Raw genomic sequence first — 22,586 nt, forward strand, 5'->3', positions numbered from 1 at the left:
GTGCTTACGCCTCCGGGGCTTCGAACTTCGACGTGCGCCGCATTCCGGCCGCGCGTCCCTTCCCGGAGATGACGAGCGCCATCTTCCGGCTCGCCTCGTCGATCATCTCGTCGCCGAGCATCGCCGAGCCCTTCTTCCCGCCGGCCTCGGACGTGTAGTACTCGTACGCGTCCAGGATGAGTTCGGCGTGGTCGAAGTCCTCCTGCGAGGGCGAGAAGATCTCGTTGGACGCCTCCACCTGGCCGGGGTGAAGGACCCACTTGCCGTCGAAGCCGAGCGCGGCGGCGCGCCCCGCGACCTCGCGGTAGCCGTCCACGTTGCGGATCTGCAGGTAGGGGCCGTCGATCGCCTGGAGGTCGTTGGCGCGGGCCGCCATCAGGATCTTCATCAGGATGTAGTGGTACGCGTCCGCGTCGTAGCCGGGCGGCTGCTCGCCCACGACCAGGGACTTCATGTTGATCGAGGCCATGAAGTCGGCCGGGCCGAAGATGATCGTCTCGACGCGCGGGGAGGCCTCCGCGATCGCGTTGACGTTGTTGAGGCCGCGCGCGTTCTCGATCTGCGCCTCGATGCCGATCTTGCCGACCTCGAAGCCCATCGTCTTCTCGATCTGGGTGAGCAGCAGATCCAGTGAGACGATCTGCTCGGCCGTCTGGACCTTCGGCAGCATGATGCAGTCGAGGTTCTGGCCGGCGCCCTCGACGACGGTGACGACATCGCGGTACGTCCACTCCGTCGTCCAGTCGTTGACGCGCACGACCCGCGTCTTGCCCGTCCAGTCGCCCTCGTTGAGGAACTTGACGATGGTGTGGCGCGCCTCGGGCTTGGCGAGCGGCGCACACGCGTCCTCCAGGTCGAGGAAGACCTGGTCGGCGGGGAGGCCCTGGGCCTTCTCCAGGAAGCGGGGGTTGGAACCCGGTACCGCGAGGCAGGAGCGACGCGGACGGAGACGGTTCACCTGGGTCATGCGGGGACCTCCAAGGGGTCGAGCTGGTTCGCTGTGCGGATCTCGTCGACGATACGGCCGATGATCTCCGTGATACCGAAGTCCTTCGGGGTGAAGACGGCGGCCACGCCCGCGGCCTTCAACTGCGCGGCGTCGGCGCTGGGAATGATGCCGCCCACGATGACGGGCAGCTCGGTGGCCCCCGCCTCGCGAAGCCGCCGCAGCACATCCGGTACGAGCTCGGCGTGCGAGCCGGACAGGATGGACAGGCCGACGCAGTGCACGTCCTCGGCGAGCGCGGCCGAGACGATCTGCTCGGGTGTGAGCCTGATGCCCTGGTAGATCACCTCGAAGCCGGCGTCACGGGCGCGTACGGCGATCTGCTCGGCGCCGTTGGAGTGCCCGTCCAGGCCGGGCTTGCCGACGAGCAGACGGAGCTTGCCGCCGAGCTCCTCGCCGGTGCGGCGGACCTTCTCGCGGACGAGGGCAAGAGGGGAGCCCTCCTCCGCGGTGACCGCGACCGGCGCCGAGGAGACGCCCGTCGGAGCCCGGAACTCGCCGAACACCTCGCGCAGCGCCCCCGCCCACTCGCCGGTCGTGACCCCGGCGCGGACGCATTCGAGCGTGGCCTCCATCAGGTTCTCCGTGCCGGCCGCCGCTTCCTTCAGACGCTCGATCGCCTGCCGGGTGGTCGGGTAGTGGAACGGATCGCCCAGGCCCTGGCGGTCGCTGGACTCCTCACGGGTCGTACGCCACTCGCCGATCGCCCGGACGACCTTGGCCTCGACCGCGTGGTCCACCGTCATGATCGCGGTGTCCAGGTCCGCGGTGAGCGGGTTGGGCTCGGTCGTCTCGTAGATGTTGACGCCGACGATCTTCTCCTCGCCGCCCTCGATCCGCGCCCGCCGCTCGGCGTGCGAGGAGACCAGCTGCGACTTGAGGTAGCCGGACTCGACGGCCGCCATCGCGCCGCCCATCTCCTGGATCCGCTCGATCTCGGCCATCGACTCGGCGACCAGCTCGTCGACCTTCTTCTCGATGACGTGCGAGCCCGCGAAGATGTCCTCGTATTCGAGGAGATCGCTCTCGTGCGCGAGCACCTGCTGGATCCGCAGCGACCACTGCTGGTCCCAGGGCCGCGGCAGACCCAACGCCTCGTTCCAGGCCGGGAGTTGTACGGCGCGGGCGCGGGCATCCTTGGAGAGGGTGACCGCGAGCATCTCCAGGACGATGCGCTGGACGTTGTTCTCCGGCTGCGCCTCGGTCAGGCCGAGGGAGTTGACCTGCACCCCGTAGCGGAACCTGCGCTGTTTGGCGTTCTCGATGCCGTACCGCTCGCGCGTGATCTGATCCCAGATCCGCCCGAACGCCCGCATCTTGCACATCTCCTCGATGAAGCGGACTCCCGCGTTCACAAAGAAGGAGATACGGGCGACGACATCCCCGAACTTCTCCTCGGGGACCTGCCCTGCGTCGCGTACGGCATCGAGAACGGCGATGGCGGTGGACATCGCGTACGCGATCTCCTGGACCGGTGTGGCCCCCGCCTCCTGGAGGTGGTAGCTGCAGATGTTGATCGGGTTCCACTTGGGGATGTGGGACACCGTGTAGGCGATCATGTCGGTCGTCAGACGCAGCGAGGGCACCGGCGGGAAGACGTGCGTCCCGCGGGAGAGGTACTCCTTGACGATGTCGTTCTGCGTCGTGCCCTGCAACTGTGCGATGTCCGCGCCCTGTTCCTCGGCGACCACCTGGTAGAGCGCGAGCAGCCACATGGCCGTCGCATTGATGGTCATCGAGGTGTTCATCTGCTCCAGGGGGATGTCCTGGAACAGACGGCGCATGTCACCGAGGTGCGAGACCGGCACGCCGACCCGCCCGACCTCGCCGCGGGCCAGGATGTGGTCCGGGTCGTAGCCGGTCTGCGTGGGCAGATCGAAGGCGACGGACAGACCGGTCTGGCCCTTGGCGAGGTTGTTGCGGTACAGGGCGTTGGAGGCCTCGGCGGTGGAGTGGCCGGCGTACGTGCGCATCAGCCACGGCCGGTCCTTCTGCCGCTCTCGAGGCGCCGTCATCAGATGTCCCGGAAGCGGTTGATGGCGTCCAGGTGCTTGGCGCGCATCTCCTCGTCCCGTACACCGAGGCCCTCCTGCGGCGCGAGCGCGAGCACACCGACCTTGCCCTGGTGGAGGTTGCGGTGCACGTCGTACGCGGCCTGCCCGGTGTCCTCGAGGGAGTACACCTTGGAGAGCGTCGGGTGGATCTTGCCCTTGGCGATCAGACGGTTGGCCTCCCACGCCTCGCGGTAGTTGGCGAAGTGCGAGCCGATGATGCGCTTCAGGGACATCCACAGGTAGCGGTTGTCGTACTCGTGGTTGTAGCCCGAGGTCGAGGCGCAGGTGACGATGGTGCCGCCCTTGCGCGTGACGTAGACGGAGGCGCCGAAGGTCTCGCGGCCCGGGTGCTCGAAGACGATGTCCACGTCCTCGCCGCCGGTGAGTTCACGGATCCGCTTGCCGAACCGCTTCCACTCGCGCGGGTCCTGGTTCTGCTCGTCCTTCCAGAACTTGTAGCCCTCGGCGTTGCGGTCGATGATCGCCTCGGCGCCCATCCTCCGGCAGATCTCGGCCTTCTGGTCGCTGGAGACCACACAGATGGGGTTGGCGCCGCCGGCCAGCGCGAACTGGGTGGCGTACGAGCCGAGTCCACCGCTCGCGCCCCAGATCAGCACGTTGTCGCCCTGCTTCATCGCCGCGCCGTTGCGCGAGACGAGCTGGCGGTACGCGGTGGAGTTGACCAGCCCCGGAGCGGCGGCCTCCTCCCAGCTGAGGTGGTCGGGCTTCGGCATCAGCTGGTTGGACTTGACGAGCGCGATCTCCGCGAGGCCGCCGAAGTTGGTCTCGAAGCCCCAGATGCGCTGCTCGGGGTCGAGCATCGTGTCGTTGTGGCCGTCCGACGACTCCAGCTCCACGGACAGGCAGTGCGCGACGACCTCGTCGCCCGGCTTCCAGGCGTTGACGCCGGGTCCGGTGCGCAGGACGACACCCGCGAGGTCGGAACCGATGACGTGGTACGGCAGGTCGTGCCGCTTGGTGAGTTCGGAGACCCGGCCGTAGCGCTCGAGGAAGCCGAAGGTGGAGAGCGGCTCGAAGATCGACGTCCACACCGAGTTGTAGTTCACCGAAGAGGCCATCACGGCCACAAGGGCCTCGCCCGGGCCGAGTTCGGGCACGGGGACGTCGTCGAGGTGGATCGACTTGCGCGGGTCCTTCTCGCGGGTCTCGAGCCCGGCGAACATCTCGGTCTCGTCCTTGTGCACGGTGATCGCCCGGTACGACTCGGGGATGCGCAGTGCGGCGAAGTCGGCCGGGGTGCTGTCCGGCGACTGGATCGCGTCCAGGATTTCCTTCACGGTGTTGCCTCCGGCGAAATGCGGTACGTCGGGGTGAGGGTGAGGAACTGCTGTGGTGGTGCCGTCGGTTCGGCGGAGACTGCTGAGCTCGTCTGTGCAAGAGCTGTGCTGTGGCGGCGCGTTGGTGTGCGCGGGAGGTGCCTGTGACGCAGGCGTCCGGGCGCTCAAGAGACTTGAGGGGACAGCCGGCGCACGGAGGTTCTCTATGCGCCGGCCGCCCGGACTGATTTCAAGTTATGGCACGGCGTGCCAGTCGGCAAGACACCGAGTGCCAACATTTTCTCTCAGGTGTCACCAGGTGGGTTCAGATGAGCGATGATCGATCAAATCTCACTGCCAAACCGCCTCTGACCTGCGGAAACATGAAGACGGCCACCCCTTTGCAGGGGTGGCCGTCGATGGAATGTGGCGTACGTTACTCGCGAGTTAGGGCGCTTCCTGAGTGCGCAGCGCCCGCTCGATCGTGCGCATGACCTCGTCCAGCGGGGCGTCGGTGCGGGCTACCGTCACGAGCACCTCGCCCTCGGTGCGCGCCGCCGCCACGGGCGTGCTGCCCGCCGGTGAGCGACCGGCCAGGATCCCGCTGCCGAAGGTCCGGCGGACGATCGAGAACGCGTGGTCCAGCTGGGCCTCCAGCTCGCCCTTGCCGCCGGCCCTGAGCCAGCGCCGCAGCACGTGGTTGTGCGCGGTCACCACGGCCGAGGCGGCGACCTCGGCGAGCAGGGGATCGTCATCGCCGTCGTGGTGGGCCTGCTCGTCGAAATGCCCGAGCAGATAGCGAGTGAAGAGCCGCTCGTAACGGGCCACCGACGCGATCTCGCGTTCGCGCAGGGTCGGTACCTCGCGCGTGAGGCGGTAGCGCTCGATGGAGACGGCCGGCGAGGCCGCGTACATCTTCATGACTTCCTTGATGCCGCGGCACACCGTGTCGAGCGGGTTCTCGTGCGGCGGCGCGGCGTTCAGGACCGCTTCCGCGCGGATCAAGGTGTCGTCGTGGTCCGGGAAGATCGCCTCTTCCTTGGACCGGAAGTGCCGGAAGAAGGTGCGGCGCGCGACTCCGGCGCGCGCCGCGATCTCGTCCACGGTGGTCGCCTCGTACCCCTTGGCCGCGAACAGCTCCATCGCCGCGGCCGCCAGCTCCCTGCGCATCTTCAGCCGCTGGGCGGCGGCGCGGGTGCCTGCGGCACTTTCCGGTGCGTCGGGCGCGGAGGTGGCTCTGGGGGTGTTGGCGGCACTGGGCATGGTCCGAACGTACTGCATGGAATCGGTGGGCTGCGCCGCCGAGGGAGGGCCGATCGCCGGATCGAGCAGCCCTCCCCAGTCCGTACGGTGCTCAGCGCCTGGCATATTCGCGGAAGCCGCGACCGGTCTTGCGGCCGAGGCAGCCCGCGGCCACCAGGTGCTCGAGGAGCGGCGCGGGAGCCAGGCCCGGGTCGCGGAACTCGCGGTGCAGGACCCGCTCGATCGCGAGCGAGACATCGAGGCCGACGACGTCGAGCAGTTCGAAGGGCCCCATCGGATAGCCGCCGCCGAGCTTCATCGCGGCGTCGATGTCGTCGAGGGTCGCGTAGTGCTCCTGGACCATCTTGATCGCGTTGTTCAGATACGGGAAGAGCAGGGCGTTCACGATGAAACCGGCCCGGTCCCCGCAGTCCACCGGGTGCTTGCGGATCTTCGTGCAGACCTCGCGGACCGTGGCGTGCACATCGTCGGAGGTGAGGACCGTGCGCACCACCTCGACCAGCTTCATGGCCGGGGCCGGGTTGAAGAAGTGCATCCCGATCACGTCCTGCGGCCGCGAGGTGGCCCGGGCGCAGGCGACGACGGGCAGCGAGGAAGTGGTGGTGGCGAGCACCGCGCCCGGCTTGCAGACCTTGTCGAGCGCGGCGAACAGCTGCTGCTTGATCTCCAGGTCTTCGGCGACGGCCTCGACCGCGAGATCGACCTCGGCGAACGCGTCGTACGAGCCCGCGGGCGTGATCCGGCCGAGCGTCTCGTCGCGGGCCTCTGCGGTCATCCGGCCCTTGTCGACAGAACGCGAAAGCGACTTGGCGATACGGGACTTGGCGGTCTCGGCCTTCTCCTGGCTGCGGGCGGCGAGCACGACGGTGTAGCCGGCCTTGGCGAAGACCTCGGCGATCCCGGAGGCCATGGTGCCCGAGCCCGCGACACCGACGCTGCGCACCTCGCGGCCCTCGGCGAGGGGAGCGTCGTCGAGCGGCGTCAGCGCGTCGCGCACGACCTCGGTGCTGCCCGGCTGCGCGTACGTGTAGAAACCGCGCCCGGCCTTGCGCCCGGTCAGACCGGCCTCGCTGAGCTGCTTGAGGATCGGGGCCGGGGCGTGCAGGCGGTCGTGGGACTCGGCGTACATGGCGTCGAGGACGGTGCGCGCGGTGTCGATCCCGATCAGGTCGAGCAGCGCGAGGGGCCCCATCGGAAGGCCGCAGCCGAGCCGCATCGCGGCGTCGATGTCCTCGCGGCTGGCGTACTTGGCCTCGTACATCGAAGCGGCCTGGTTGAGGTAGCCGAAGAGCAGTCCGTCCGCGACGAAACCGGGCCGGTCGCCGACCGACACGGGCTCCTTGCCGAGATCGTGGGCGAGCGAGGTGACCGCGCCGACGGCCTCGGGGGCGGTGAGCACCGACGAGACGACCTCGACCAGCTTCATCGCGGGCGCCGGGTTGAAGAAGTGCAGGCCGAGGACGCGCTCGGGCCGGGTCGACTCGGCGGCCAGACGGGTCACGGAGAGCGCGTTGGTGCCGGTCGCGAGGATGGCGTCGGGGCGCACGACGGCGTCCAGCTCACGGAAGAGCCGGCTCTTGAGCTCGTACGACTCGGGGATGACCTCGATGACCAGATCGGCGTCGGCGGCGGCGCCGAGGTCGGTGAACGTCCGGAACCGGCCCAGGAGTTCGGTCCGCTGCTCGTCGGTGATCCGCTCGCGCCGCACGGCACGTGCGGTGGAGGCCTCCAGGGCGGCGACGGCCTGCACGGTCTGGGCCTCGCTGATGTCGATGCCGATGACATCGCGGCCGGCGCGGGCGAGCACCTCGGCGATTCCGGTGCCCATCGTGCCGAGGCCGACGACGGCGATCGTGCGCAAGGAAGGTTCGGGACGGTCCATCGCGGACTCCAGGGAGGGTGAGTGACGACTGAAGAGGGGCGTACGCGTGCTCGCTCGCCAGGTCGCGCTCGCGAAAAGGCGTGGGGCGTACGGGAGTTGGTGTCGTGGTGTCCGGACCCGTGCAGGGCGCGGACCGGCGCTGTACCCGGACCGGCGGCAGGCGCCGATGACCGGTGGTGGTCGACGGGCCCTGTCCCGGGGCCGCGTCGCAAGCGATATACCGAACCGACAAGCTCTCGCCGGCTGCGTCACCAGGCCGGCGGGAGTACATACGGGGTGTGTCCCGCTCGTCTGAGCTTAACCGGTGGGTAACGAGCGCGCCAGACCCTGGAGTTTGTGGTCTGGCTCACGGTGCAGGGGGCGCGAGGGGTGGTGCGCGGGCGCTCGCTAGGGTGGCGACCATGGACGAAGAGTGGCGATCAGTGACAGAGCGCTTACGGCTCGAGGCCGGCGACGAGGGGGCGGCCACCTACGAGCGCCTGCGGGCGAGCAAGGACCATGACGCGCTCGCCCGCGTGCTGACCGAACCCCAACGCCCTTTGTGGGCACGGGAATTCGCCGCACTGCGGCTGGGCTGGGCCGGCGACGGACGGTCCTTCGAGCCCCTGGTCCTGCTCCTGAACCACCGTGAACCCGAGCGCTGCGCGGCCGCCGCCCGCGCGCTGGCCCGGCTCGGCGACCCCCGTACGGCCCGTGCGGCGGCGGCCCTCGCGACCAACGAACTGCGCGTCGCCTACGCCCTGCACCCGGTCCGCCTGCTCACGGAGCTGCGCGCACCGGAGTCGGCCCCGGCGCTCATCGCGGTCCTCGAACGCCGTCTCGCCTCACCCTCCGACCCGTACTGGCGGGTGGCCCTCGCCTGCGTCGAGGGGCTGGGCGCCCTCGCCGACTCCCGGGCGGTCCCCGCCCTGACGGCGGCCCGCGCGCATCCCCGGCTCGCGGCGGCGGCGACGGCGGCGCTGGCGAGAATGACGGACGGCTGACCCGCGCCGTGCGCCGACGGGGCCGAATCGCCCCGTGACGACGAGCTGATCCTCCTGCTGTACTGGCTTTGTCCGTACGGGGGTTGTATGCCCCGGTACGGGGGTTGGGGGAGCGATGAAGGCTCTGCTGCGGCGGCTGGTGCGTCTCACCGTCACCAACGCGCTGTCCCTGGCGTACCTCGGCCTGATCGCCGCGTGCGCCCTGGCCGGTGCCGTCTATGAATGGACCGGCGGCGACCCCGCCGACTGGGTCTCGGGCTACTGGGCGGTTCTGCTGCCCCTCCTGCCGACCTTCCTCCTCTACGCCCCGCTGGAGGATCTGGTGTACGACGGTCCGGCTGCGACGGGCTGGCTCTTCTACGGCTGGGCGGTCATGAGCTTTCTGCTGCAGTCGGCAGCCATGGGCTGGTTGTGGGAGACCAGGGGCGGCGAGCCCCGTGATCAGTCGAGCCGCCGGACGTAACGTACTTCGGGCACAGGCACACCGTCGGTGTCGTGCGCGGCACTTGCGCCGTCCGCCGAGAACCCGGCCAGTTCGTAGAAGCGGCGGGCCCGTCGGTTCCCGGTGAGCACCCACAAGGCGACCCTCCGGGCCCCCGCCGCACGGCAACGCTCCAGCGTCGCGTCCATCAGGGCGCGTCCGGCGCCGGACGCGATCACGTCGGGGTGCACGTAGATCGCGTACACCTGAGATGTCCCCTCGGCCAGATCGTCGTCCCGCGACGGCCCGAACCCCGAGAATCCGATCACCCGTCCATCGCGCTCGGCCACGAGCGCCTCCACGCCCGGCGGACGCCCGGCCCAGAACTTCCGCCGTGCGACCGCGTCCTCCTCGGCGCTCAAGGCGTCCAGATGACTCTGCGGCATGAGCCCCCGGTACGCGAACTGCCATCCGCGCACACGGATCTCGGAGACGGCGTCGATGTCGTCCCTGGTCATCTCACGGATCTGTACATCCATGCGCGCAGCCTAAGACGCCGGTCCCCACAGGGACGGGTGGGGGACGCCTCAGGGCGCACCCCACCCCTCACCTCAGGACCTGTACCCCATCAGGACCTGTACCCCAGCAAGCCGTGCAAGGTTGCCCCGCCACCACCCGACGACGAAGCCGCCGCCGCAGCGTCCGGCTCCGGATCCGGCAGCCGCTCACAGGTCGCGTCGACCTCACCGCTGCCCCGCGGCACCTTCCCCGAAGCAAGGTAATCCGCCAGGTACTTGTCCAGGCACGCGTTCCCACTCAGCGTGATCCCGTGGTTGCCGCCGCCCTGCTCCACGACCAGGCTCGATCCGTGCAGCTTGCGGTGGACGACGAGACCGCCCTCGTACGGGGTCGCCGCATCATCCGTGGCCTGGAACAGCAGCACCGGCGGCAGCTTGGAGTTGGACACGTCCGGCGGGCTCAGCGGCTTCGTGGGCCAGAACGCGCAAGGGGCGTTGTACCAGGCGTTGTTCCACGCCATGAACGGGGCCTTGTCGTGCACCTTCCACATGGCGTGCCGCCACTGGCCCCAGTCGCGCGGCCACCAGGCGTCCCGGCACTGCACCGCCGCGTACACGGAGTATCCATTGTCGCCCGCGGAGTCGACGGCGGCGAAGTTCTCGTACGCCTCGATCAGCGGACCGTCGTCCTTGTCGTTCACATACGCCGCGAAAGCCTCGGCCAGATACGGCCAGTAGCCGTTGTAGTAGCCGCCGGGGATGAAGGTGTCCTCGAGCTCGCTCGCGCCCACCTTCTTGCCGGCCGGCTTCTTCGCCAGGGCCGCGCGCATCGCGTACCACTTGGCCTCGATCTTCGCCGGGTCCTTGCCGAGCTTGTACGAGGCGTCATGCTTGGCCACCCACGCCGAGAACGCCTTGTGACGGGCGTCGAAGGCGTAGTCCTGGTCGATGTTGTCCCGGTACCAGACGCCCGTCGGATCGACGATCGAGTCCAGGACCGCACGGCGCACCCGCTCCGGGTAGAACTTCGCGTACACCGCGCCGAGATAAGTGCCGTACGAATAGCCGAAGTAGTTGATCTTCTTGGCGCCGAGCGCCTGCCGGATCGCGTCCATGTCGCGCACCGCGCTGACCGTGTCGATGTACCGCAGCAGCGAGCCGTACTTCTTGCCGCAGGCGTCCGCGAAGGCCTTGGCCCGCTTCAGATTCGCCTGCTCGATGCTGTGCGAGGACGGGACGGTGTCCGGTCGCACCGGCGCGAAGTGCCCCGGCCGGCAGTTCAGCGCGGGCTCGCTCTTACCGACGCCGCGCGGATCGAAGCCGATCACGTCGTAGGTCCCGGCGACCTTCTTCGGCAGCGAACCGGCCACGAATCCGGCCAGCGTCAGACCGCTGCCGCCGGGGCCGCCGGGGTTGACGAGGAGCGGTCCCTGGTACGACTTCGCGGAGGACGTGTGCGGCACCCGCGAGAGTGCCAGCGTGATCTTCTTGCCACCCGGTTTCGCATGGTCGAGCGGAACCTTGAGCGAGGCGCACTGCAGCGTCGGATAGTTCTCGGTGGCGCAGTCCTTCCACTTGAGGGTGGTGCGCGCCGTCGGGGCCCGGTCGGCCGCCGGCGTGCCCGCGGCCGACGGGACCGCGCTCAGCAGTCCCCCCACCACGGCGGCGACACCGCACAATGCCACTGTCCGTTTTCTCATCTGACCTCCCGGTGCGGAGGATCCGGACCGCTGCCCGCGGCCCGGCTTTCGGACTGTGCATGCCACAGCCCACGCCGCATCGTCCCGGAAACGACTCCCGGAAGGACAGATTCTGTTGGGAGTTGACCGAATCGAGGGGAAACGGTCAAAGGAGGGTTAGCTGCGTCGGTTCCTGGGCCAGGGGCTGCTGAGGCACCCGGGGCAGTGGGTCCGCCGCGGGCCGTTCGATGCGGCGCGCCCTGCCCGCCGATGACGGGCCGATCCCGAACTCCGTTGCCAGTTCGTGCACATGGCGGGTGATCCGCCGCTGGTACCACTTCGGTGCGTAGGCCCCCTCGGCGTACAACCGCTCGTATCGCCGTACGAGGTAAGGGTGGTGGCGTCCGAGCCAGGCCATGAACCACTCGCGGGCGCCCGGGCGCAGATGCAGCACGAGCGGGGTGACGGAGGTGGCGCCGGCCGCGGCGATCGCGCGTACGGTCGCGCGGAGCTGCTCGGGGGAGTCGCCGAGGAACGGGATGACCGGGGCCATCAGGACACCGCAGCCGATGCCGTGCTCGGTGAGGGTGCGTACGGCGTCGAGCCGGCGCTCCGGCGAGGGAGTTCCCGGTTCGACGGTGCGCCACAGGGTCTGGTCGGTGAAGCCGACCGAGACGGAGACGCCGACCTCGGTCACCTCGGCGGCCTGCCGCAGCAGATCGAGGTCGCGCAGGATCAGCGTGCCCTTGGTGAGGATCGAGAAGGGGTTCGCGTAGTCGCGCAGCGCGGAGATGATGCCCGGCATCAGGCGGTAGCGTCCCTCGGCGCGCTGGTAGCAGTCGACGTTGGTGCCCATCGCGATGTGCTCGCCCTGCCAGCGGCGGTCGGCGAGCTTGCGGCGCAGCAGCTCGGGTGCGTTCACCTTGACCACGATCTGCGAGTCGAAGCCGAGGCCGGTGTCGAGGTCGAGGTAGCTGTGCGTCTTGCGCGCGAAGCAGTACACGCAGGCGTGGGTGCAGCCCCGGTACGGGTTCACCGTCCACTCGAAGGGCATCCGCGAGGCACCCGGCACCCGGTTCACGATCGACTTCGCGCGGATCTCGTGGAAGGTCATCCCGGCGAACTCAGGGGTGTCGAACTGCCGGCTGACAACGGCGTCCGCACCAAACAGGGCGGCGTCCCTCGGTCGGTCGTGGGTCAGGTTGTCCCAGCGCATGGAGCCTCCTCGGTTGCACTGGGCCACAGAATAGAACACATGTTCCCTTGATCGTGCGCAGTGTGCGCCGGACTTTGTGAAGGGGGCGTGCGTTCTGTGCCGCGGGCAGTCGGGTCGGGCCCGCGCCGGAGTTTCCGTCGGGTGCTCAGCGCCTGGTCTCGTACCTGGTCAGCAGCAGGCCGTCGGGAAACGGCCGGGTCTCCACCAGGCTCAGGTTCACCCAGCTGTCCAGGGCTGTGAAGAACGGGGTGCCGCCGCCCACCAGGACCGGATGGGTGACGAGCACGTACTCGTCGATCAGCCCGGCCCGCATGGCCGACGCGGCGAGTGTGGCGCCGACGATGTCCATGGGGCCGCCGTCCTCCGCCTTGAGCCTGGTGATCTCGGTGACCGCGTCGCCGGTGACCAGACGGGTGTTCCAGTCGACCGCGGTGATGGTGGAGGAGAACACCACCTTCGGCATGTCCCGCCAGCGGGCGGCGTACTCGATCGCCGCAGGTGTGGCGTCCGGCTGCTTGTCGGCGGTCGGCCAGTGGGAGCTCATCCCCTCCCATACCCTGCGCCCGTACAGCGCCAGGTCCGTCGCGCCCACCCGGTCGGACCACCACTGGAACAGCTCGTCGCTCGGCACGCTCCAGCCGAGGTCGTCGCCGGGCGCGGCGACGTAGCCGTCCAGGGTCACGTTCATGGCGAAGGTCAGTTTCCGCATGGCCTCATCCTTCCGGGGGTCGGTCTTCGGCCTGCAGACCGGCGCGGAGCGCGAAATTCATCGGTCGGGCCGCACCGAGAGCCAGTCGATCACGGGAACCGGGCGAGGTGTGGCGCCAGTCGGCCGAATGTGTTTTGCCGGGCGCCCGAGCCGGTCACACGCTGGCCGCATGACTCGATCAACTCGCTTGTGGGGATACGTACTGGCCGTGGCGCTGCTCGTCCCGGCCCTCGGTGGTACGACGGCGTTCGCGGCCGGGCCCGGCCCCGGAACCGGGCAGCACACCCAGGCGCCTCGCAAGGTGGCCGGCACCTGGATCTCGCCGCGGGGCGGCGCCGGGCGCGCGTACGAGCGCCGGATCACGTTCGAACGCGACGGCAGTTTCGCGATGCAGGACCTGGTGGCACCCTGCCCGCCCAAGGTGCAGTGCGTCTGGTCCGGGATCGTGCACATCGACGGGACGTACCGCGTCGAGAAGGGTGAAGTACTGCTCACGTACGCGGTCGTCGGCGGCCAGGGCGTCTCCGAGCTGCCGGCCGCCTTCGAGATCGCGGGCCCGTACCTGGTGCAGAAGCTCGACGGGTACAGTCGCGCCGTTTATGTCAAGGCCTGACCCACCCGCGTACCGGCCCCCGCATGCGGCGCGACACAATGGGCTCCGCCGGACGAATCGTCCGGCGGAGCCCCGTAACGCAGCAGTGGAGGAAAGACCATGGCCCAGGTCGAAGCCGTGACCGAGCGGATCATCGCGGCGGAGCCGGACGATGTCTTCGATGCCATCGCGGACTACAGCGGCACGCGCCAGAAGCTGCTGCCCGAGCACTTCAGCGAGTACGAGGTGCGTGAGGGCGGCGACGGCAAGGGCACCCTCGTGCACTGGAAGCTGCAGGCCACCAGCAAGCGCATCCGCGACTGCCTGCTCGAGGTCGACGAGCCCACCGACGGACAGCTGGTCGAGAAGGACCGCAACTCCTCGATGGTGACCACCTGGACCGTCACCCCGGCCGGCGAGGGCAAGGCGCGGGTCGTGGTGCAGACCGTGTGGAACGGCGCCGGCGGTATCGGCGGCTTCTTCGAGAAGACCTTCGCGCCCAAGGGCCTCGGCCGGATCTACGACGCCGTACTCGCCAAGCTGGCCGCCGAGATGGAGAAGCCTGCCGCGTGAGGCGGTCCAGCCGCGCGAAGTGACCCACTCGAAAGGGTAGTTGCCCCGGTCACCGTTTCGAGTGGTTCTCATCGGTGGAGGGTTTTCTGCCGTAACTCGTCGCGCTTATCGCAGTTGTCGCGTATTGGCGGTAATTGAGCGATAAGCGCGACGAGGGGAGCGGCTCTGTGGGCGGGACCAGCGGGACCACATTGGTGAAAGAGGCGCCGGCCGAGGCGCCCCCGCAACTGCCCGGACCGCCGGCCGAGCAGTCCGTCGACCTCAGCCCGCGCCAGGTCCGGTTGGTTTTCGTCGGACTGATGCTGGCCCTGCTGCTCGCCGCGCTCGAGCAGATGATCGTCGCGACCGCCCTGCCGAAGATCGTCGGTGATCTGCAGGGTCTCGACCGGATGCCGTGGGCGATCACCGCGTATCTGCTGACCTCGACCATCGGTCTGCCGATCTACGGAAAGCTCGGCGACCTCTGGGGGCGCAAGGGCGTCTTCCAGTTCGCGATCGTCGTCTTCGTGATCGGCTCGGCGCTCGCCGGCTGGTCGCGCTCCATGAACGAGCTGATCGCCTTCCGTGCCATCCAGGGGATCGGCGCCGGCGGCCTGTTCATCGGTGTGCAGGCGATCATCGCCGATATCGTCCCGCCGCGGGAACGCGGCCGCTACATGGGCCTGATCGGCGCGGCCTTCGGTCTCGCCTCCGTCGCGGGCCCGCTGCTCGGCGGCTTCTTCACCGACCACGCCTCCTGGCGGTGGTGCTTCTACTTCAACGTGCCCTTCGGCCTGATCACCCTCGCGGTAGTCGCCGTCGTACTGAAGCTGCCGAAGCCCAAGGTCAGGCCGCGCCTCGACGTGCTCGGCTCGGTGCTGCTCGCGGCCGCCTCCACCTGCCTTGTGCTGCTGACCAGTTGGGGCGGTACGGAGTACGAGTGGGGCGACCGCGTCATTCTCGGACTCGCCGCGGGCGCCGTGGTCTCGACGATCCTGTTCCTCGTCGCGGAGAAGTACGCGGCCGAACCCCTCATCCCGCTGCACCTGTTCCGGGACGCGACGTTCAACCTCACCAGCCTCGTCGGGGCGGTGATCGGTGTCGGGCTCTTCGGCGCGGCCAGCTATCTGCCGACCTTCCTGCAGATGGTCGACGGTGCGACCGCCACCGAGTCGGGCCTGTTGATGCTGCCGATGATGGGCGGCATCGTGATCGCCTCGATCGTCTCCGGGCAGCTGATCAGCAAGACCGGCCACTACAAGGTCTATCCGATCGTCGGGGGCCTCGCATCGGCCGTCGGCATGTGGCTGCTCTCGCTCCTGGACACCGACACCTCGCAGCTCGAGTACAGCATCTGGATGGCCGTACTCGGCGTCGGCATCGGCCTGATCATGCCGGTGCTCATCCTCGCCGTGCAGAACGCGGTGCCGCCCTCCGACCTCGGCACCGCCACCAGCGCCAACAACTACTTCCGGCAGATCGGCGGCAGCGTCGGCGCCGCGGTCTTCGGCACGCTCTTCGCCAGCCGCCTCACCGACGCGCTCGCCGACCGGCTTCCGGCCGGAGTCGACCTGCCGGACGCCGAATCGATCACCCCGCAGCTCGTCCACGCCATGGAACCCGCCCTGAGGGACGGCTACATCCAGGCGTACGCGGACGCGATGCCGCGGATCTTCCTCTACCTCGTGCCGGTGCTGCTGCTCGGCTTCGTCCTCGCCCTGTTCCTGAAGGAGAAACCGCTGGTGTCCCACAACACCCCCGCCGCCGAGCCCGCCACCCAGATCCCGCAGGCCCGTACGGCGTACGCGGCCGGGGTCCCCGTCTGCGGAACGGTGCAGCACTCCGACGGCAGCACCGTCCCGCGCGCCGCCCTCACCCTGATCGACGTGCAAGGCCAGCAGATCGGCCGCGGTGGCAGCGGCGAGGACGGGCGCTATGCGCTGTCCACGCCGGGCCCCGGCGCGTACGTCCTGATCGCGGCCGCCGGCGGCCACCAGCCGCAGGCCGTGTCCGTGACGGTCGGCGAGCGGCCCGTCGAGCTGGACGTGGTGCTCGGCGGCGCCGGACGGCTCGCCGGAGTCGTCATGACCGCCGAGGGCACGCCCGTACGGGATGCCGCCGTGACGCTTACCGATGTGCGCGGTGACGTCGTGGCCAGCACCCGCAGCGGACGTGAAGGCGGCTATGTGATCAACGAGTTGGTGGCGGGGGAGTACACCCTCGCCGCCAGCGCGCCCGCCTTCCGCCCGGCCGCGCTGCCGGTCAGCGTGCGGGCCTCGCGCGAGACCCGGCAGGACATCGAGCTGGCCGGCGGCGCGGTGCTGCGCGGCACCGTACGGGCGAGCGGCGGACGGCCCGTCGAGGACGCCCGTGTGACGCTGCTCGACGCGGCGGGAAATGTGGTCGACACGCTCACCACGGGCCCCGACGGCACCTTCCGTTTCGTCGACCTGTCCTCAGGCGAGTACACGGTGATCGCCGCGGGCTATCCGCCGGTGGCCACGGTGCTGCAGGTCGCGGGCGGCGGGCGGACCGAACGGGATCTCCAACTGGGGCACGAGGACTGACAGTTGGATACGGGGGCGCGTGTGCGCCCCTATTTCCCCGTTGCCGCACATGGCAAGGCGCCGCCGCCGTACCGTGGTTGATGTCGGCACATAGCTTCGGTGCGCCCGCGGGCGCCTTCGGGAGGAGGGGAGCCCAGACGATGGAACGGTCCAGGGATCCCCTGCGGGGACGCGGCGAGCCCATGGAGCACGGCAGCGGACCGGAGCCGGACGTGCAGCAGACCGTCACCGGCCGGATCCCCCTCGCCGTGGTCGTGGTGGACGGCGCGGGTCTCGTCTCGCACTGGAGCACCGGCGCACGCCGGCTCTTCGGCCATGCCCGCGAGGAAGCGGTGGGCCGCCCCGCCGTCGATCTGCTGCCCGTCTCCGGGGCGCTCCCGGACGAGCCGCGCGCTCGTGGGGCGTACGAGGACTACGACGCGTATCGCGACTTCGGCCCCGATCTGGAGGCCTCCCTCGGCGGGCGCACCTCCTACACGGCAGCGGGCCGCGCCCGCCTCGGCGACCCCGGTCCCGAGCGCATCGACGTCCTGTGGTGGGCCTATCCGCTCGTCGGTCCAGGGCCCGAGCGGCTGCTCGTGCTCGCGGCGGACGTGGCCGGTATCAACGCCGACGAGAACGGCGAGGAAGCGGGCGCCGTGGAGCGGATCGCTCCCGGATTCGCGCTGCACACAGAGTTCGACGGTGCGGACGAGCTGGCCCGGAGACTTCCCGAGATCCTGCCCAGCATGAGCGTCGGCGAGAGCTCGCGGATCGTCTCGCAGGTGCTGGAACTCGGCTATCCCGTCCTGGAGTTCAGCCAGAGCGACCGCGTCCCCGTCACACCCGACTGGGGTGTGCCGCGCCGTGCCGAGCGCCGTGCGCGCCGGCGCGCCGCACAGCAGGGCGCGGCCCCGCAGCCGCGCCAGATGCCGGACGAGCCGGAGGACCTCGAATACGCGGCCGTGCGCGAGCACTTGGAGTTCCTCAACGAGGTCTCCGGGCGCATCGGCACCTCCCTCGACCTGTCGAAGACGATCGTCGAGGTGAGCCGGGCCGTCGTGCCGCGGTTCACGGATGTCGCCGGGACGTATCTGCGCGAGCAGGTCGTCGCGGGTGAGGGATTCCCCGACGGCCCGCCGGACGCCACCACGATGTGGCACCGGGTGGCGCTCGAGCACACCGACGAGCCGGGGCGCTGGGACGATGTGGTGCCGGTCGGCGAGTCCATGCCGTTCCCCGCGCACACCCCGTTCTTCCAGTGCATGACCACAGGGCAGCCGGTCCTGGTGCCGCGGATCAGCGAGGAGATGGGCACCAAGATCGCGGCGCAGTTCGAGAAGCGGGACATCCGTCCGCTGATCAACAACCGCTCGATGCTGGTCGTCCCGCTGAAGGCCCGCAACGTGGTGCTCGGCTTCATGATCCTGCTGCGCCACCCCGAGCGGCCGGTCTTCAACGACATGGACCGGGTCACCGGTGCCGAACTGGCCGCCCGTGCCGGGCTCGTGCTCGACAACGCGCGGATGTACACGTACCAGGAAAGCGTGGCCGAGACCCTCCAGGACTCGATGCTGCCGCATATCGCCCCGCGGATGGCCGGCTGCGACATCGCCACCCGCTATCTGCCGGGCACGCTGCTCGGGCGGGTCGGCGGTGACTGGTTCGACTCGGTGAAGCTGCCGGGCTCGCGCACCGCGCTCGTCGTCGGCGATGTGATGGGGCACGGGCTCAACTCGGCCGCGATGATGGGCCAGTTGAGGACCGCCGTGCAGACGATGGCGGCGCTCGACCTGCCGCCCGCGCAGCTGCTGCGCAATCTTGACGACCTCGCCCAGCGGCTCGGCGAGAACTACCTCGCCACCTGCCTGTACGCCGTGTACGACCCGATCGCCGGCGAGCTGCAGATCGCCAACGCCGGGCATATTCCGCCCGTCGTGGTCCGCGCCGAGGACGGCCGCAGCGAACTGCTCGACCTGCCGACCGGTGCGCCGATCGGCGTCGGGGGAGTGCCCTTCGAGACCGTACGGGTGCCGGTGGAGCCCGGCGACCGCCTGGTCATGTGCACCGACGGTCTGGTCGAGATGCGCGGTGAGGACATCGGCGTCGGGCTTGCGACCCTCTGTGAATCCGCCGCGCACCCCGCCGCCTCGATGGACGACGCCTGCGACACGATCATCCGCGCGCTGAACACCCGGGGTGGCCGAAAGGACGACGTGGCGCTCCTGATGGCCCGGCTGAACGGAGTGACGCGGCAGGACGTGGCGCAGTGGCAACTCGCCCTGGATCCACGCGAGGTGGGCCGCGCCCGGCGCCTGGTGCGCGAGCGGCTGGCGGCCTGGGATCTGCAAGCGGTCACGGAGAACGCCGAGTTGCTGGTCAGCGAGCTGGTCACCAATGCCGTACGGCACGCCCACGGCCGGCATGTCGAGCTGCGGCTCGTACGGACCGACGTCCTGCTCTGCGAGGTCGAGGACGACGACCACACCCTGCCCACGCTGTGCAGCGCCGGGCCCGCGGATGAAGCGGGACGCGGCCTGAGTGTGGTGGAGCGCCTGGCGCGCGAGTGGGGAGCGAGCCGGACCGCGGCCGGCAAGTCCGTGTGGTTCGAGCTGGGGCTGCCCGGGCGCCGGCGCTGAGGCCCGCTGCACGTGGGGCCGGGTGCGTGAAGGCACTCGCCGGGGGCGAGAAGGTATTCGAGAGCAGGGGGCGCGCGAAGGCGCTCAAGCGGCGTGCGCGGCTCGAACGATCGGTGAAGGTATGCGCCGGTGGCTTGTCCGCATGCCACTGCCGGAGGTAGACCGATCTCTACATGCGACAACCTGGGGAGAGTCGGTCATGAGCGTGACGAGTCGGTACAAAAAGGCGTGGGAGGGGTTCTGGCGCGAAGCGCCGGAAGAACAGGGCGCCGTCTTCTGGGATGCGGAGCCGGCCCTGACCGCGGGCCTCCATCTCGCCCTGGCCGAACCGCACTTGGCGGCTCTCGGCCTGCCGCTGGTGGACCTGGGCTGCGGCAACGGCACCCAGACCCGCTTCCTCGCCGACCGCTTCCCGCGCGTGGTCGGTGTGGACCTCTCGCAGGCGGCGATCGAGCACGCCGAACATGCCGACCAGGCCGCGCCCGACACCTCCGGACGGGCCGAGTACCGGCAGCTGGACGCCGTGGACAAGGCGGCCGTCGAGGCGCTGCGCGACGAACTCGGTGACGTCAACGTGTATATGCGCGGCGTGCTGCACCAGTGCGAACCCGAAGACCGCCGCCCGCTCGCGGACTCGATCGCGGCCCTGGTCGGCGCCCGTGGCCGTGCCTTCGTCGTGGAACTCTCCGAACAGGCCGGCCCGATCCTGATGGGCCTCGCCCAGGGCCCCACGGGCCCGCCGCCCAAACTGCTCCCGGTGTTCCAGCACGGCATCGCGCCGGCGGAGGTCTCGGACGCGGCCGTCCTGGAGCTGTTCGCCGCGGCCGGTCTCGATGTCCTCGCGAGCGGCGAGATGCCGCTGATCACCACGGACTTCACAGCGGACGGGTCGCGGATCGAGCTGCCGTCCAAGTGGCTGGTGGTGGGACGGCCCTAGGGTCTGGCCGGCGGTCTTGTGCCTGTCCAGGGGTTTAGAGGGTGTGGCCGGCTGAGCTTGTGCCTGCTCAGGGCCCCGGTCAGCTCCTGACGCGCAGACCGTCCATCACCAGATCGAGCATCCGCGTGGACCGCTCCTTCCACTGCTCGTCGGCCGGGATGCTGAACAGCCCCGCGATCAGATAGAAGAAGTCCTCCGCCGTCACGCCGGTGCGCAATGTGCCGGCCTCCTGGCCCGCGGTGAGCAGCCTGCTCACCGCGGCCATCAGGTCGGCCGGCGACGGCTTCTGCGCGCCGGTCGCGCTCATGGCGTGGCGCAGCGCCTCCATCAGGCCCGCCTTCGCCAGCGCGTGCTCGGCGAGGCGGTCCATCCACGCACGCAGCGCCTCGTCCGGCGGCAGGGTCTCCAGGAGCTGGGCCGCGCTCTCGGCCACCTGCGCCATCTCGTGCCGGAAGACCTCGAGGACCAGGTCGTCGCGGCTGGGGAAGTTCCGGTAGAAGGTGCCCTGCCCGACGCCGGCCTTGCGGGCGATCGCGCTCAGCGGGATCTCCGGGTCGCGCGTCATCTCGGCCAGCGCGACCTCGAGGATCCGCTCACGGTTGCGCTGTGCGTCCGAGCGCAGTGCCGTCGGCTTCTGCGTCTCGTCCGGTCGCTGCTCGCCCATGGGCTGCCTCATTCCTCCTGCCACGTCCCCCTGTGCGGGCGGTCGTCGCCGTGTTCCCTTGCGAAGCGGACAGCTGTCCGGTACGTTCTCGGTTAACGGACAGCTGTCCGTTTGACTCCAGGGTACCGAGATCCGCAGCCGTTGGACACCGCCGGTCATGGCGGACCCGGTCTGCACCCCCACCGCGGTCACGCGAAAGAGGGCCAGCTCATGATCACGTCCGACCCGACCGCCTCCCGGACGGCCGGCGCCATCCTCCTCCATGTCAACGGCGAGAAGCACGCGCTGACCGTCGACCACCGCACCACTCTGCTCGACGCCCTGCGCGAGCATCTCGATCTGACCGGCACCAAGAAGGGCTGTGACCACGGGCAGTGCGGAGCCTGCACGCTCCTGGTCGACGGGCGCCGCTCGCTGGCCTGTCTGCAGCTCGCCGTCGCGGCCGAAGGGCGCGAGATCACCACGATCGAAGGCGTCGCCGGGCAGGGATCCGGGCAGGGCGCCGGAGTGGGTGCCGAGGGTGAACTCCACCCCGTACAACAGGCGTTCCTCGAATTCGACGGATTCCAGTGCGGCTACTGCACCCCCGGGCAGATCTGTTCGGCCATCGCCGTGATCGAGGAGCACGCGGCCGGCTGGCCGAGCGCCGTGAGCGACGACGTCCGCCCCGAAGCCGCACCGCAGCCGCTGACCCCGGAGGAGATCCGGGAGCGGATGAGCGGGAACCTCTGCCGCTGCGGCGCGTATACGTCGATCGTGCAGGCCGTCGGATACGCGGCCGGCGCACGGCATCCGCACACCGGACCGGACGAGGGGAGCGCGGCATGAAGGAGTTCGCCTACCGCCGTGCCGCCGATGTCGCGGGCGCCGTGGCCCTGCTCGACGCCGATCCGGGGGCCCGTTTCCTCGGCGGCGGCACCAATCTCGTCGACCTGATGAAGGCCGGTGTCGAAAGCCCCGAGCGGCTGATCGACATCCGTGAGCTGCCGCTCGACGGGATCGACCTCACCGAGGAGGGCGGTCTGCGGATCGGCGCCACGGTGACCAACAGCGATCTCGCCGCGCACCCCGAAGTCCGCCGCCGCTACCCGGCGTTGACCCAGGCGGTTCTCGCGGGGGCATCCGGGCAGCTGCGGAACATGGCGACCGTCGGCGGCAATCTGCTGCAGCGCACCCGGTGCGGCTACTTCACGGACATCACCCGACCCTGCAACAAACGCGAGCCCGGCAGCGGCTGCCCGGCCATCGAGGGCGAGCACCGCAACGCCGCCGTCCTCGGCGCCTCCGGCCACTGCGTGGCCGTACATCCCTCGGACATGGGCGTCGCCCTGGCCGCGTACGACGCGGTGGTCTCGTATCAAACGGCTGAAGGCGCGGGGGAGTTGACGCTGTCCGACTTCTATCTTCCGGTCGGCGACACCCCGCACCGCGAGACCGCGCTGCCGCCCGGCGCACTGATCACCGCGGTGACCCTGCCGCCCGCGCCGGCGCGCTCGCGCTACCGCAAGGTGCGTGAGCGCGCCTCGTACGCCTTCGCGATCGGTTCGGTCGCGGCGGCCCTTGAGGTGCGGGACGGGGTGGTACGGGAGGTCAGGCTGGCGTACGGCGCCGTGGGGGCCCGCCCCAGGGCGGCGCGGTCCGCCGAGGG

General features: G+C 69.9%; 19 protein-coding genes. 9 read left to right on the forward strand and 10 right to left on the reverse strand.

Going from position 1 to position 22,586, the window contains the following annotated elements; genetic code table 11:
• Nucleotides 1-4: 4 nt before the first annotated feature.
• The 5 genes from ABT367_RS17315 to ABT367_RS17335 all read right to left on the reverse strand — a co-directional run bounded on the left by ABT367_RS17315 (nucleotide 5) and on the right by ABT367_RS17335 (nucleotide 7,482).
• On the reverse strand, nucleotides 5-967 hold the full coding sequence (locus tag ABT367_RS17315; RefSeq protein ID WP_352253935.1) for an HpcH/HpaI aldolase/citrate lyase family protein: 963 nt from the start codon (nucleotides 965-967) through the stop codon (nucleotides 5-7).
• Complete coding sequence (locus ABT367_RS17320; protein ID WP_352253936.1) at nucleotides 964-3,021, reverse strand: protein meaA; 2,058 nt, start codon at nucleotides 3,019-3,021, stop codon at nucleotides 964-966. The genes ABT367_RS17315 and ABT367_RS17320 overlap by 4 nt, the downstream gene beginning before the upstream one ends.
• Complete coding sequence (gene ccrA / locus ABT367_RS17325; RefSeq protein ID WP_352253937.1) at nucleotides 3,021-4,358, reverse strand: crotonyl-CoA carboxylase/reductase; 1,338 nt, start codon at nucleotides 4,356-4,358, stop codon at nucleotides 3,021-3,023. Before ccrA ends, ABT367_RS17320 begins: the two co-directional genes overlap by 1 nt.
• A gap of 426 nt (nucleotides 4,359-4,784) precedes the next feature.
• Nucleotides 4,785-5,618: a TetR family transcriptional regulator gene (locus ABT367_RS17330; RefSeq protein ID WP_434975482.1), complete on the reverse strand. Its 834-nt coding sequence runs from the start codon at nucleotides 5,616-5,618 to the stop codon at nucleotides 4,785-4,787.
• 73 nt (nucleotides 5,619-5,691) lie between these two features.
• Nucleotides 5,692-7,482: a 3-hydroxyacyl-CoA dehydrogenase family protein gene (locus ABT367_RS17335; protein WP_352253939.1), complete on the reverse strand. Its 1,791-nt coding sequence runs from the start codon at nucleotides 7,480-7,482 to the stop codon at nucleotides 5,692-5,694.
• Between the two features lie 401 nt (nucleotides 7,483-7,883).
• Here ABT367_RS17335 and ABT367_RS17340 point away from each other — a divergent pair, with 401 nt between their 5' ends.
• Entirely contained in the window at nucleotides 7,884-8,465 is a 582-nt protein-coding gene (locus ABT367_RS17340) for an adenylosuccinate lyase (protein ID WP_352253940.1), read from the forward strand.
• A 115-nt stretch (nucleotides 8,466-8,580) separates the two neighbouring features.
• Nucleotides 8,581-8,928, forward strand: a complete 348-nt coding sequence (locus ABT367_RS17345) for an SCO4225 family membrane protein (RefSeq protein WP_352253941.1) — start codon at nucleotides 8,581-8,583, stop codon at nucleotides 8,926-8,928.
• Here the strand turns inward: ABT367_RS17345 and ABT367_RS17350 are convergent.
• From ABT367_RS17350 to ABT367_RS17365, 4 genes are all read right to left on the reverse strand, one after another.
• Nucleotides 8,907-9,425 carry a GNAT family N-acetyltransferase gene (locus tag ABT367_RS17350; protein ID WP_352253942.1) on the reverse strand — a complete coding sequence of 173 codons (519 nt, stop codon included), beginning with the start codon at nucleotides 9,423-9,425 and terminating at the stop codon, nucleotides 8,907-8,909. The genes ABT367_RS17345 and ABT367_RS17350 overlap by 22 nt on opposite strands.
• A gap of 89 nt (nucleotides 9,426-9,514) precedes the next feature.
• Entirely contained in the window at nucleotides 9,515-11,104 is a 1,590-nt protein-coding gene (locus ABT367_RS17355) for an alpha/beta hydrolase (protein WP_352253943.1), read from the reverse strand.
• Nucleotides 11,105-11,249: 145 nt separating this feature from the next.
• Nucleotides 11,250-12,299 (reverse strand): Rv2578c family radical SAM protein, encoded by a 1,050-nt coding sequence (locus ABT367_RS17360; protein ID WP_352253944.1) that lies wholly within the window; start codon nucleotides 12,297-12,299, stop codon nucleotides 11,250-11,252.
• 145 nt (nucleotides 12,300-12,444) lie between these two features.
• Complete coding sequence (locus tag ABT367_RS17365; RefSeq protein WP_352253945.1) at nucleotides 12,445-13,008, reverse strand: dihydrofolate reductase family protein; 564 nt, start codon at nucleotides 13,006-13,008, stop codon at nucleotides 12,445-12,447.
• Between the two features lie 169 nt (nucleotides 13,009-13,177).
• On the opposite strand from ABT367_RS17365, the gene ABT367_RS17370 reads away from it, so the two are divergent.
• The 5 genes from ABT367_RS17370 (at nucleotide 13,178) to ABT367_RS17390 (ending at nucleotide 20,274) form a co-directional block, all read left to right on the forward strand.
• Nucleotides 13,178-13,621, forward strand: a complete 444-nt coding sequence (locus tag ABT367_RS17370; protein ID WP_352253946.1) for a hypothetical protein — start codon at nucleotides 13,178-13,180, stop codon at nucleotides 13,619-13,621.
• Between the two features lie 99 nt (nucleotides 13,622-13,720).
• Nucleotides 13,721-14,173 (forward strand): SRPBCC family protein, encoded by a 453-nt coding sequence (locus tag ABT367_RS17375; RefSeq protein ID WP_352253947.1) that lies wholly within the window; start codon nucleotides 13,721-13,723, stop codon nucleotides 14,171-14,173.
• 194 nt (nucleotides 14,174-14,367) lie between these two features.
• Nucleotides 14,368-16,719, forward strand: coding sequence for an MFS transporter (locus ABT367_RS17380; RefSeq protein ID WP_434975481.1), 2,352 nt, complete (start codon nucleotides 14,368-14,370; stop codon nucleotides 16,717-16,719).
• 182 nt (nucleotides 16,720-16,901) lie between these two features.
• A complete protein-coding gene (locus ABT367_RS17385) occupies nucleotides 16,902-19,337 on the forward strand; it encodes an ATP-binding SpoIIE family protein phosphatase (RefSeq protein WP_352253956.1) in 2,436 nt (811 codons plus the stop codon).
• A 199-nt stretch (nucleotides 19,338-19,536) separates the two neighbouring features.
• Nucleotides 19,537-20,274, forward strand: coding sequence for a class I SAM-dependent methyltransferase (locus ABT367_RS17390; protein ID WP_352253948.1), 738 nt, complete (start codon nucleotides 19,537-19,539; stop codon nucleotides 20,272-20,274).
• Nucleotides 20,275-20,353: 79 nt separating this feature from the next.
• Here the strand turns inward: ABT367_RS17390 and ABT367_RS17395 are convergent, their stop codons facing one another.
• Entirely contained in the window at nucleotides 20,354-20,938 is a 585-nt protein-coding gene (locus ABT367_RS17395; protein WP_352253949.1) for a TetR/AcrR family transcriptional regulator, read from the reverse strand.
• Between the two features lie 210 nt (nucleotides 20,939-21,148).
• On the opposite strand from ABT367_RS17395, the gene ABT367_RS17400 reads away from it, so the two are divergent.
• Both ABT367_RS17400 and ABT367_RS17405 read left to right on the forward strand, forming a co-directional pair.
• Entirely contained in the window at nucleotides 21,149-21,766 is a 618-nt protein-coding gene (locus ABT367_RS17400) for a 2Fe-2S iron-sulfur cluster-binding protein (protein ID WP_352253950.1), read from the forward strand.
• The coding region (locus ABT367_RS17405) for an FAD binding domain-containing protein (RefSeq protein WP_352253951.1) at nucleotides 21,763-22,586 on the forward strand (824 nt) is incomplete at its 3' end. The genes ABT367_RS17400 and ABT367_RS17405, both read left to right, overlap by 4 nt.

The organism is Streptomyces mesophilus (genome assembly GCF_040300965.1).
In the GTDB taxonomy this organism is placed as follows: Bacteria; Actinomycetota; Actinomycetes; order Streptomycetales; family Streptomycetaceae; genus Streptomyces; species Streptomyces mesophilus_A.